9 protein-coding genes and 1 pseudogene are annotated in these 13272 nt (G+C 34.4%); 9 read left to right on the top strand and 1 reads right to left on the bottom strand.

Annotated features, from left to right (window positions below; genetic code table 11):
- Nucleotide 1 precedes the first annotated feature (1 nt).
- The 9 genes from aroA to MKY70_RS15465 all read left to right on the top strand — a co-directional run bounded on the left by aroA (nucleotide 2) and on the right by MKY70_RS15465 (nucleotide 12760).
- Nucleotides 2-1291: a 3-phosphoshikimate 1-carboxyvinyltransferase gene (gene aroA, locus MKY70_RS15505; RefSeq protein ID WP_215576400.1), complete on the top strand. Its 1290-nt coding sequence runs from the start codon at nucleotides 2-4 to the stop codon at nucleotides 1289-1291.
- A 17-nt stretch (nucleotides 1292-1308) separates the two neighbouring features.
- Nucleotides 1309-1815: a SpoIIAA family protein gene (locus MKY70_RS15500; protein WP_016101187.1), complete on the top strand. Its 507-nt coding sequence runs from the start codon at nucleotides 1309-1311 to the stop codon at nucleotides 1813-1815.
- A gap of 290 nt (nucleotides 1816-2105) precedes the next feature.
- Nucleotides 2106-3269, top strand: a complete 1164-nt coding sequence (locus tag MKY70_RS15495; RefSeq protein WP_328057262.1) for a GNAT family N-acetyltransferase — start codon at nucleotides 2106-2108, stop codon at nucleotides 3267-3269.
- A gap of 109 nt (nucleotides 3270-3378) precedes the next feature.
- Entirely contained in the window at nucleotides 3379-3834 is a 456-nt protein-coding gene (locus MKY70_RS15490) for an NUDIX domain-containing protein (RefSeq protein ID WP_131247690.1), read from the top strand.
- A 126-nt stretch (nucleotides 3835-3960) separates the two neighbouring features.
- A complete protein-coding gene (locus MKY70_RS15485; protein ID WP_341025055.1) occupies nucleotides 3961-4527 on the top strand; it encodes a TetR/AcrR family transcriptional regulator in 567 nt (188 codons plus the stop codon).
- A gap of 252 nt (nucleotides 4528-4779) precedes the next feature.
- Nucleotides 4780-7896: an MMPL family transporter gene (locus tag MKY70_RS15480; RefSeq protein WP_341025054.1), complete on the top strand. Its 3117-nt coding sequence runs from the start codon at nucleotides 4780-4782 to the stop codon at nucleotides 7894-7896.
- A 312-nt stretch (nucleotides 7897-8208) separates the two neighbouring features.
- The gene (locus tag MKY70_RS15475; RefSeq protein WP_002013447.1) at nucleotides 8209-9834 is read left to right on the top strand and encodes an ABC-F family ATP-binding cassette domain-containing protein; all 1626 of its coding nucleotides are present in this window, start codon (nucleotides 8209-8211) and stop codon (nucleotides 9832-9834) included.
- Between the two features lie 293 nt (nucleotides 9835-10127).
- Nucleotides 10128-10403: a hypothetical protein gene (locus MKY70_RS15470; RefSeq protein WP_341025050.1), complete on the top strand. Its 276-nt coding sequence runs from the start codon at nucleotides 10128-10130 to the stop codon at nucleotides 10401-10403.
- Between the two features lie 383 nt (nucleotides 10404-10786).
- Nucleotides 10787-12760 (top strand): LTA synthase family protein, encoded by a 1974-nt coding sequence (locus tag MKY70_RS15465; RefSeq protein WP_341025048.1) that lies wholly within the window; start codon nucleotides 10787-10789, stop codon nucleotides 12758-12760.
- A 227-nt stretch (nucleotides 12761-12987) separates the two neighbouring features.
- Here MKY70_RS15465 and MKY70_RS15460 read toward each other — a convergent pair.
- A pseudogene (locus MKY70_RS15460) lies at nucleotides 12988-13245 on the bottom strand (MFS transporter); the annotation flags it as partial.
- Between the last annotated feature and the right edge of the window lie 27 nt (nucleotides 13246-13272).

Genomic DNA, 13272 nt, shown 5'->3' with positions numbered 1-13272 from the left:
CGTGAAAGAAAAAAGAGTACAAACTGTAAATAACGGATTGAATGGCACAATTACAATCCCTGGAGATAAATCAATTTCCCATCGCGCTGTCATGTTTGGCGCAATCGCGGAAGGTAAAACAACAATTAAAGGATTTCTTCCTGGTGCGGATTGTTTAAGTACTATTTCTTGTTTTAAAGAAATGGGAGTAGAGATAACGCAAAATGGAGAAGAAGTTACGGTAATTGGAAAAGGATTAGAAGGTTTGCAAGAGCCAAAAGCTGTATTAGATGTTGGTAATTCTGGTACAACGATCCGATTAATGTCAGGGATTTTGGCTAACACACCATTTTTCTCTTGCGTACAAGGTGATGCGTCTATCGCAAAAAGACCGATGAAACGTGTTACAAATCCATTAAAACAAATGGGCGCAAAAATTGATGGCCGAGAAGAAGGAACATTTACGCCGCTCACAATACGTGGCGGAGATTTAAAAGCAATTGAGTACACTTCACCTGTAGCAAGCGCACAGGTAAAGTCAGCTATTTTACTTGCAGGACTTCGTGCAGAAGGTGTAACAACTGTTACAGAACCACATATTTCCCGCGACCATACGGAAAGAATGCTTGAAGCGTTCGGTGTAAAGGTAACTCGCGTGGGGAAAACTGTAAAACTAGCGGGTGGACAGAAGTTAACAGCAACAGATGTTCAAGTGCCAGGTGATGTATCATCAGCGGCATTTTTCTTAGTAGCAGGTGCAATTATTCCAAATAGTAAACTACTATTACAAAATGTGGGGATGAATCCGACTCGTACAGGTATTATTGATGTTCTTGAGAAAATGGGCGCTACGTTTACTGTAGAGCAGATTAACGAAGGAGCATCAGAACCTGCTGCAAATATTACAATTGAAACATCGCCGCTGAAAGGAATCGAAATCGGTGGAGATATCATTCCACGACTGATTGATGAAATCCCAATTATCGCTTTAGCGGCAACACAAGCAGATGGAATTACAGTCATTAAAGATGCACACGAGCTAAAAGTGAAAGAAACGAATCGTATCGATACAGTCGTTGCTGAACTAATGAAACTAGGAGCTCGTATTGAAGCGACCGACGACGGAATGATTATTTACGGTAAATGTAAGCTAAAAGGAACTACAGTACATAGTCACGGTGATCACCGCATTGGAATGATGCTTGCGATTGCCGGCTGTATAGCTGAAGGAGAAACAACGATTGAAGATGCAGAAGCAGTAGGTGTATCGTATCCTACATTTTTTGAAGAACTGCAAACGTTAGCTAAATAAAGTGATGAGAAGCAGATATGCAATGTATCTGCTTTTTTATGTTGGCTTTTTTCGTAAATAATGTTGCTTTATTGCGTAAGAATTTTATCCTTATTGATTTTATGAGATTTTTACGCATAATTGTAACTAAGGGAGATGGTTCCAAGTTGAGTAAACAGAATATTAGCACAACAGTTTCAGGGGATTTAATTGTTACTCATCTAATTGGCAAGATTAATACAGCTGATGTTTATGAATGGTTTAATGGCTTCGAGCAGGTTTGTCAGCAATTCATTTCCGAGGGTCGGAAATACAAATTGTTGGTGGATAGAAAAGGATACACGCCAGATCATTTTTCTGTTCAAAAAGCATGGAAAGATAAGTTCTTCAATGAAACCATTTTGAATCACAGTAAGGCAATTGCGTTTCTCCTTGAAGAAGGGGAGATAATGAATTATTTACAACAATCCAATACAAAAGAATCCGTGAAATTTTTCGATGATTATGAACAAGCATTAATTTGGTTGAATGAATATCCAATATAAAACCTTTATTGAACCAGTTTCTCTCAATCAACTGGTTTTTTTTATGCCCGTAATGTTGCCGTTGTCATAAGTTTCATCACTTTCAATGGGACCTCTTAGCTTCGCAAACCCAAGAGAACGCAAGGCTTTTAATATTCTTATGCCCCCAATAGAAAGCAGTTGAAAAGAGCCTTTATGTTAGATTGTTTCTAAATCGATATCTTTTGTTGAAACATCCTCGTAATTTCACTTACCGAACTATAATAGTTTGAATTATGATATAATTCAAACGAGGAATGGAGGAGAAATATATGAACGTTATACAATTAAAAGAAGATAAGTTTAGAGAAGCATTACGTTTATCAGAATATGCTTTTCAATATAAAGCAAATGAAGAATGGATAGAGCAGAAAATTGCAAGAATGAAGGAAAGCCATCAAATATACGGTATTATGGAAGGAGAAGAGTTAGCTGCAAAGTTGCACTTAATTCCTTTTCATATTTACATAGGAAAAGAAAAGTTTAAAATGGGCGGCGTTGCGGGGGTAGCGACGTATCCGGAACATAGAAGAAGTGGATATGTAAAAGAGTTACTTCAGCATTCACTGCAAACTATGAAAAGAGATGGATATAGTGTATCGATGTTACATCCATTTGCCGTTTCATTTTATCGTAAATACGGCTGGGAACTTTGTGCGAATCGAATCGTATGTCAGATGACAAAGAGCGATTTAATAATTAAAAAACAAGTGAATGGTACAGTGAAACGTTTTAGTAAAGATAATCATCCAGAAGAAGTAGAGAATCTATATGAAACATTTGCAGAACGATTTTCTGGTATGTTAGTTCGCGGACGTAAATGGTGGCTACAAGCGGTGTATCATGATTTAACATTGGCAGTTTACTATGATGAAAATAAAACGGCGGCTGGTTACATTTTATACAAAATAGAGAATTCTAAAATGAAAGTAGAAGAATTTGTCCCATTACATAATGAAGCAAGAATTGGTCTTTGGAACTTCATCTGCCAACATGATTCTATGATTAAAGATCTAGAAATGATACTAAGTGAGACAGAACCACTTCTTTACACATTACAAGAACCACGAGTAAAAGCAGAAGTAACTCCATATTTCATGGGAAGAATTGTAGATGTAGAACAGTTTTTCAAACAATATGAATGGAACTGGAACAACGAAGAGCAAGAAGTAATTTTACATATTACAGATTCATTTGCACCGTGGAATAACGTAACGGTTCAACTTAAAAATAATGAAATAACAATCGTTAAAGAAGAAACAGCAAAAGAAAATGGAATTCAAATCGATATTAATGCGTTATCTACTATTATGTTTGGTTACAAGCGACCGCTAGAATTAAATGAAATAGACTTAATAATCGGTAGCGAAGAGGAGATACGTGCATTTGAGAATGTAGTGCCGGTGCGTAAGCCGTTTATTTATGATTTCTTTTAATTAATGTCATGTGCTATGTATGAGTAACAAAGTACTATAATGATAACCTTTATATTATAGTACTTTTCTATTAATAGAGTGAAATCATTATTTTAGGAGGAAAAATAGAATGATTAGGCAAGCTGTAGGTGCGGTCGTATTCCAACACAGTGAATTTTTATTGGTACATAAGGTGAAAATTAGCGACATAGATGGAGAATATGCTATGCCAAAGGGGGAATGGGATTTTCCTAAAGGTGGAGTGAAACATACAGATAATGATTTAGAGAGTGCTATTTTGAGAGAGCTGGAAGAAGAAACTGGATCTACAAAGTTTAAAGTTATAAAACAATTTGAAGATAAAATTTGCTTTGGCTTTCCTGAAGAACTCAAAATGAAAATTGGTTATGAAGAGCAAGAAACTACTATGTTTTATGTAGAATATATAGGTGACAGAATAGATTTACATCCAAAAGATAATGAAATAAGTCAAGTTCAATTTTTTAAGATACAAGATGTATTGAGGATTTTAAGTCATGATGATACAAAGGAATTTTTTGATGGGATAACGCAAAAAATGTATTAATATCTTAATTGAGTGTGTTATTTGATAAATGTTTCAATAGCTTATTTACACACTTGACTTTTAATTCATGTAATTTATAATTAAAAACGGAATGAATTTTCATTCCTGGAAATTGAGGTGAGAAAAATGGCTAAAAATAAACAAGAAGACATTTTTGAAGCGGCTATACAATTATTCGCAGAGCGTGGTTACGATGGTACGACAATTCCGATGATCGCTGAAAAAGCAAAAGTTGGCGCGGGTACTATTTATCGCTATTTTGAAAATAAAGAGGCACTCGTTAACTCATTATTTACCAAAAGTATGCTACAGCTATCTGAAACAATAAAAACTGATTTTCCTGTTGAAGCAAATATTCGTGAACAGTTTAGTCATACGTATAACCGTTTATTTGAATTTGCGAGAAACAATGTGGATGCTTTTCTTTTTACAAATTCTCACTGTGATAGTTATTTTCTTGATGAACAGAGTAAGAAAATATTTGACGATTTTATAGGCTTCTTTATGAATATTATTGAAGATGGAATCGAAAAAGGTTTTCTTCGTCCATTGCCTATAATTGCTTTAATTATTATTGTATATCAACCACTTGAAAAATTAATAAAAGTAATGGCGACGGGGCAGTTAGAATACTCAAAAGAATTAGTAAAAGAATTGGAAGAAAGCTCTTGGAATGCTATTAGAATCATTTGATTCTATAGCTTTATAAGGACAGGAATGAACATTCATTCCTAAATAAATATAAAAAACGATTACAGGAGTTGATATAACTGCACAATTTAAGGAATGAATATTCATTCCGTGGGTAGTGATTTGATAGAATTGAAAAATAATTTAATAGGATAATAGGAATGAACGTTCATTCCGAAATGATATTTTCAAAAACAGGGAATGAATGTTCATTCTCTATGCACCATGAAACTCTAATAACAGGAGATGATTCAAATGAGCAAGCTAAAAAGTTGGAGAAGTTTATCTTTTCTATTATGGATAGTTATTACTATTGCAATGGTCGTAACGATGCCTAATATGGATCAGTTAGTGAAGGAAAAAGGGCAAATCACGATTCCTAATACAGAACAAAGCAGTATTGCTGACAAGATGATAAAGGAGATGGATAAAGAAGGGGCTCAAAAGTATGAGATTATAGCCGTTTTTAATAGTGGAGATAAAAACGCTTTAACGAAGGAACAAAAAGAGGAAATAACGAAAACGATCAATGCCCTGCAAAATGAAAAAGAGCAATTGGGAATTAAGGAAGTCGTTTCACATTTAGATAATAAAGAACTGGAGAAACAATTAGTTTCTAAAGATAATACGACTATTTTAACGCAAATATCGGTAGACAAAAAATATGGTGAAATATCAAAAGTTGCAAATGTACTTCATAATAAAATTAAACCGAAAGGAGTTAAAACGTACTTAACAGGAAGTGATTTAATAGCGGGTGATTTTCTTACATCCTCTCAAGAGGGAGTGAAAAAGACAGAAGTTATTTCAATCATTTTCATTCTTGTAGTATTAATCATTGTATTCCGTTCACCAGTTGTTCCGATTGTTTCTCTTCTTACAGTTGGTGTATCATATTTAGTCTCAATGGGGATTATTTCTCATCTTGTAGATCAATTTAATTTTCCGTTTTCTAACTTTACGCAAGTATTTGTAGTTGTCGTCCTGTTTGGAGTGGGAACAGATTATAACATTTTATTATATACGAGGTTTAAAGAAGAATTAAGTAAACAAGAAAATGCATTTTTGGCTACGAAAGAAACGTTTAAATCGGCAGGTAAAACCGTTTTATATAGCGGGATAGCAGTACTAATTGGCTTTGCATCTCTTGCTTTAGCGAGTTTTAAATTATATCAATCTACTTCAGCAGTAGCAATTGGTGTTGCAGTATTACTACTCGTATTAACTACTTTAAATCCATTTTTCATGGTGCTATTAGGAAAAGGAATGTTTTATCCAGTTAAAACATTTAAAGGACATGAGGATAGTCGTTTATGGGGATTCTTTGCGAAAAATTCAGTAGCAAGACCATTTATCGCTTTAATTATCGTATTCGTGATATCGATTCCATTCGTATTAAAATATTCTAACACGCTTAATTACAATGATTTATTTGAAGTGGATAATAAATATGAATCAAAAATGGGGATTAACGTAATAGAAGAGCATTTTTCGCCTGGTTTCTCTTCACCAAGTACGTTAGTCATTCAATCGGATAAAAAGTTAGATGAGGCGACTTCTTTACAAACTTTAGATGAACTTACTGATAAAATCTCGAAAGTTAAAGGAGTCTCAGAAGTATATTCACCGACGCGTCCAACTGGAGATAAGATTAAAGAATTATATATAAATAAACAAGCCGGAGAATTGAATACAGGCTTAGGAGATGCAAATGGTGGCATAAAAGAAATTAATGAAGGATTAACTGATGCGAAAGATAAAATGGGTAGTAATGACTCAAATAGTCTTGCAAATGTTCAAAAGTTAATTGATGGAACAAATGAAGCGAAAAATGGCGTATCAGCATTAGGGACAGCTTTAAATCAATTATCGAATGGAATAAACAATGGAGCACAAGGAGCGAAGCAAATAGAGGATGGGCTAGCATCATTAAACGGAAATATCAATGCCCTGTCAAATGCAACTTCGCAGCTTCATGCTGGTTATGCTCAGTTAGAAAAAGGTTTAAGTTCGTACGATCAATATTTCGGAAGTATTTCTCAAGCGATTGATGGTGCGAAAAAAGGATATGAACAAATTGAAACGCTAATGAACAATTTCATTCAAACAAAACCAGAATTAGCAAATGATCCTAATGTGCAGCAAACATTAGGAATTGCAAAAGAGGCTCAGAAGCAATTGAGTGGGCTTTCCAACGAATTAAATCAATTAGCAACGCAGCACAAAGCAGCGATGAGTTCATTTAAAGAAGCAAATCAATCATTATTAAAAGTAGATAATGTTTTAAAGGAAATGAACAATGGAGTAACGCAACTACAAAAAGGAGCTGCTGAACTGAAAAATGGATTGAACGAAGGAGCTACAGGTTCAAAACAAATTTCGAACAAATCGGCTGACTTACAATCTGGATTAACGAAAATAAACGATGGACAAGGACAGTTATTAACTGGACTGAAAGATTTGCAAGAAAAGATGGGGCAATTACAATCAGGCTTATCTAAAAGTACAGAAGGGCTTGGAAAAGTAAGTAATGGCCTAGGGGATGCTCAAAAATATTTAGGAGAGCTAAATGAGTCGAAAAGCTCTGAGAAATTTTATATTCCGAAAGAAGTTTTAGAAGGAGAAGATTTCCAAAAAGCATTGAATACGTACATGTCACATGATAGAAAAACTGCTAAAATGACAATTATTTTAGACGTAAACCCGTATTCAAAAGAAGCGATGCCTATCATTCAAGAAATTAATAAAACGATAGATGGTACGTTAAAGGGAACAGAACTAAATGATGCGAAAAAAGCAATTGGCGGGACAACAGCTAGAAACGTTGATTTAAAAGAAGTAACCGGGCAAGATTTCCTACGTACTGCTACGATTATGTTATTAGGGATTTCGCTTGTATTAATCGTGATTACACGCTCATTCTTAAACTCAATCTTTATTATTGGGTCGTTAATTTTAGCGTACTTTGCATCACTTGGTATAAGTGAACAAATTAGTGCACATGTATTAAACGTAGAGTCATTAAGCTGGAATGTTCCATTCTTTAGCTTCATTATGATTGTCGCTTTAGGAGTGGATTATAGCATCTTCGTTATGATGCGATACAATGAGCTAGAAGGGGATTCAGTAACGAAAATTGTAAATGCATCTCGTCACATAGGAGGAGTCGTATTATCAGCGGCACTTATTTTAGGAGGGACATTTGCAGCGTTAATTCCTTCAGGAGTATTGACACTTATACAAGTAGCATCCGTTGTTGGCGTTGCTCTTTTATTATTAGCTTTAATTGTAATGCCGATATTGTTACCTGCTTTAATAGGATTGGCGAGTAAATTGAAGAGTTATAAAGAGAAAATAATAAATATGAAATAAGAAAAACCTGTAGGGAATGTTTTCTCTACAGGTTTTTTGTATATAAAATATGAAATGAAAAAATGATCCAATGTATTACAGAATGAGAAGCGAATGGGGATATTAGAAAGAGGTCGATGATATACAAAAAATAACTAGGGGAATGGATAAAAACTATTCGATTTCATTGTAGAAAGCTAATCAACCGTTGCTATTCATCCAGCTTCTACTATATAATAGCTATAGTCTACAATAATTGAGTCGTAATATGCGATTTTTTAAGACAATCGGTGAGAAAACGCTGAAATAAGCGGTATTAGTAGGAGGACACAAATGATTACAGTAAGTAACGTTAGTTTGCGTTTCGCAGATCGCAAATTATTTGAAGATGTTAACATAAAATTCACGCCAGGTAATTGCTATGGTTTAATTGGAGCAAACGGTGCTGGTAAATCAACATTTCTAAAGATTTTATCTGGAGAAATTGACCAATCAACAGGTGACATACATATTACGCCAGGTGAGCGTCTAGCAGTATTAAAACAGAATCACTTCGAATATGAAGAGTTCCCTGCACTAGAAACAGTAATGATGGGTCACACACGTCTTTATAAAGTAATGCAAGAGAAAAATGCAATTTACATGAAAGAAGACTTTAGTGATGAAGATGGCATGCGTGCTGCAGAACTTGAAGGTGAGTTCGCTGAGCTAAACGGTTGGGAAGCTGAGTCAGAAGCTGCAATCCTTCTAAAAGGATTAGGTATCGGCGAAGATATTCATGATAAAAAGATGTCTGAATTAACAGGGGCAGAGAAAGTAAAAGTATTACTTGCTCAAGCTTTATTCGGTCAACCTGACATTCTATTACTAGATGAGCCTACCAACCATTTGGACTTAAAAGCGATTCAATGGTTAGAAAACTTCTTAATGAACTTTGATAATACAGTTATCGTTGTATCCCATGACCGTCACTTCTTAAATAAAGTATGTACGCACATGGCTGACCTTGATTTCGGTAAAATTCAATTGTACGTTGGTAACTATGACTTCTGGTATGAATCAAGCCAATTAGCATTAAAACTAACGCAAGATTCTAACAAGAAAAAAGAAGAAAAAGTAAAAGAGTTACAAAACTTTATTGCGCGCTTTAGCTCAAACGCATCTAAAGCGAAGCAAGCAACTTCTCGTAAAAAATTATTAGATAAAATTACATTAGATGATATTAGACCGTCATCACGTCGTTATCCGTTCGTTGGTTTCACACCAGAGCGTGAAGTAGGAAATGACTTATTAACGGTTGAAGGTATTTCTAAAACAATCGACGGAGAAAAAGTATTAGATAATGTGAACTTCACTTTAAATAAAGGTGATAAAGTTGCATTTATCGGACGTAACGATATTGCGATGACAACATTATTTAAAATTCTTATGGGTGAAATGGAGCCAGATAGCGGTTCATTCAAATGGGGTGTAACAACATCTCAAGCTCATTTCCCAAGAGATAACTCTGAGTACTTCGAGAACAGTGATTACACTTTAATTGATTGGTTACGTCAGTTCTCTCCACAAGATGAATCAGAAAGTTTCTTACGTGGTTTCTTAGGCCGTATGCTATTCTCCGGTGAAGAAGTAAAGAAAAACGTTTCTGTTTTATCTGGAGGAGAAAAAGTTCGTTGTATGTTATCTAAAATGATGTTAAGCGGTGCAAACGTATTAACATTAGATGATCCAACGAACCATTTAGACCTTGAGTCTATTACAGCATTAAACAACGGTTTAATCACATTTAAAGGAACATTACTATTCACTTCTCATGACCATCAGTTCGTACAAACAATTGCAAACCGTATTATCGAAGTAACGCCAAACGGTGTAGTTGATAAGGTAGCAACGTATGATGAGTTCTTAGAAAATGAAGAACTTCAAAAACAAGTTGATGCAATGTACAAAGGTCAATAATGAATGATTAAAACCCCCACTCTCTTTTATGAGAGCGGGGGTTTTGTTGAAAAGAAATACAATCTTTGCATTTAAATAAAGAAGGGACTGAAATGAATAATTATTCAAGAATAATATTAATGATGGTGAAGGATTTTGATGTTGCACTTGAAAAAGATTTGAAGCATGGATAAACCAAAAACTGATGAAGAAATGATTTTTTGCGTTGGAAGGAACAAATAAAGTAACGAAAAATACTTCTTATTGATCATCGTGGCGGAAAAGATTATCGAGCAATTGGGGAATATATCGAAATGAATCTTCCTAAAAAAAAATTAGTATTTACATTAAAAACGCCGCAGTTTAGTGAATTATTAGATAAAATCACAGTTGAAATAAAAGAGAAACAACAAAGATTTAAAATGATATTTTCACAAAATATAATCGTTGCTCATGAAGAAGATTGGACAAAATATGATGTTGAAAAAGCTTTAAAGGGGTGTCATGATGGCTCTGAGAATGGTTGGAATGTAATATTCATGGGACTGAAAGAATTGGTTAAAAGAAGAGGGAATAGCTACAAAGGATGATAAACGGTAGTCGAAAAAGTGTAGTTTGAGCAAATTGCCCAAACTACACTTTTTATTTTATGAAATTGGGTAGTTTACATGAATGTACCAAAATTGGAGATAGATTAGTTTGCAAATGAGGAAATAAAGGATTATAGTTTGTGGAGTCATAATTAGTGGATGAGCCTTGGGAGAAAACAGGAAATGTTACAAATGTGTTTTGTTAAATAGAAACCAAGGTCAAAATGTTTAAAAAGAAATAGTTGAATAAATAAAAGCTACAAATTATAATTACTAATATTCTTCATATAGTTAAACAAATAAAATCTATTTGAAGAAGAAAAATTGAATAGAGAGACAGACTTATATAAAATAAGCCTTGGATGATCAAAAGAGGTGGAGAGATGCAACAATTTTTATTGAAGAGTAAACGAGTATTAAGTAATCATTTTGGATTTTTCGTATTTGCCGTTATTTTACTTTGGTTAAAAACATATGCCGCATATGTGACAGAATTTAATTTAGGGATATCGAACACAATCCAAAAGTTCTTACTGTTTTTCAACCCGTTAAGCTCAGCAGTTCTATTTTTAGGGCTCGCATTATTCGCAAAAGGGAAACGAGCTTACATTTGGTTAATTATTATTAATTTGCTAATGTCTATACTTTTATACGCAAACGTAGTATATTATCGCTTTTTCAGCGACTTTATTACGTTCCCGACATTAACACAATCGAATAACTTTGGAGATTTAGGTGGTAGTATTTTTGCATTGCTACACTTATATGATCCACTATATTTCTTAGATACAATCATTTTAATTGTTTTAGTCGCAACGAAATTTGTAAATCCTAAACCAATCCGTGTTGCGAAGCATAAATTATCTCTAGTATTTGTAGCAGGTATTTTATTATTTAGCGTTAACTTAGGTCTGGCAGAATCTGACCGTCCTGAGTTATTAACTAGAACATTTGACCGCAATTATATCGTGAAATATTTAGGGGCGTACAACTTTACGATTTATGATGGTATTCAAAGTGCGAAAGCATCAACAGAACGAGCATTAGCGGATGGAGATAATATGACAGAAGTTAGAAACTATCTTACATCAACTTATGCAAGTCCAAATCCTGAGTATTTCGGTAAAGGAAAAGGAATGAACGTAATTTATATTCATTTAGAGTCATTCCAAAACTTTTTACTAAACTATAAACTAAATGGTCAAGAGGTTACACCATTCTTAAACTCATTTACAAAAGATGCGAATACGTTATACTTTGATAACTTCTTCCATCAAACAGGACAGGGTAAAACATCTGATGCGGAGTTCATGTTAGAGAACTCAATGTTTGGATTACCACAAGGATCTGTTTTTACAAATAAAGCTCATAACACGTATCAATCAGCACCAGCTATTTTAGGTCAACAAGGATACACATCAGCAGTGTTCCACGGTAACTACAAAACATTCTGGAACCGTGATGAAATTTATAAATCATTTGGTTTTAATAAATTCTTTGATGCGTCATACTACGATATGAATGAAAAAGATGTAGTAAACTATGGCTTAAAAGATAAACCGTTCTTTAATGAATCAATTCCGTTATTACAAACGTTGAAACAACCGTTCTATACGAAGTTCATTACGTTATCGAACCATTTCCCTTATCCGATTGATAAAGCGGAAGCAACGATTGAACCAGCTAAAACAGGTGATTCATCAGTAGATACGTACTTCCAAACAGCACGCTATTTAGATGAATCTGTAAAAGGATTCATTGATTACTTGAAACAATCTGGTCTATACGATAACTCAATTATCGTTATGTACGGTGATCATTACGGTATTTCAGATAATCATAGTGCAGCAATGTCTCAAATAATGGGTAAAGAAATGAACTCATTTGAAAATGCTCAATTACAACGTGTACCTTTAATCATTCGCGTACCAGGAATGAAAGGCGGCGTACAACATCAATACGGCGGAGAAATTGACGTTCTTCCAACGTTATTACACTTACTAGGTACAGATACAAAGAATTATGTCCAATTCGGATCAGATTTATTATCACCAGAGCATAAACAAGTCGTTCCGTTCCGTAACGGTAACTACGTAAGCCCAACAGTTACTGCACTTAACGGCAAATATTATGATACAGCGACTGGGAAACCTGTAGAATTTACAGATGAAATAAAACAAAACGAACAAATGGTTCAAAAATCACTAAAATACTCCGACCAAGTTGTTAACGGTGACTTATTACGATTCTACACACCAGAAGGATTTACACCGGTAGAACCTTCTAAATATAACTATAACAATCGTGATAAAGATAAAACGAAGGTGAAGACGACTGAAGACGGGGAAACGAAATAAATAATAAAAAATCCTACTCGTATAGAAAACGAGTAGGATTTTTTGTTTTAAGATTTACTTTCGGATTTTTGGAGTGCTACTTTTTTAGGCATAAAACATGCGATAATCAAAGCTACAAAAGATAAGACTAACATAAATACATAGGCATCACTTGAGCTGAAGATAGAAGCTAATTTTGTTACTTGCATAGCTGATATGCTTCCGTTCTCACTAGATAACTGTGAAGTAGATTGAATTGTATATACAGTGATGATGACTGCTGTTCCAATAGCACATGCGCAGAGAACAGTCCCAATAAACAAAGAGAGCATCGAGCTAATAAATAGCTGCCTTGTTGTAAATCGTTTCATTAAAAATGCAGCAATTGGCACTAGAACGCCATTTATGAGCATAAATCCTGTTGATAGCCATTGTACTGTAGCAGCCGAAACATCAAATACTTCCATTAAATTACTCATCGCCACATTTAACGCATTATCCGAAAGAAGTGTCCTTCCTCAAGCGTGTGAAGG

This window comes from Bacillus sp. FSL R9-9492, assembly GCF_038007365.1.
Lineage (GTDB): Bacteria > Bacillota > Bacilli > Bacillales > Bacillaceae_G > Bacillus_A > Bacillus_A mycoides.
The sequence above is the reverse complement of the archived record's forward strand: the minus strand, read 5'-3'. Positions and strand labels throughout refer to the sequence as shown.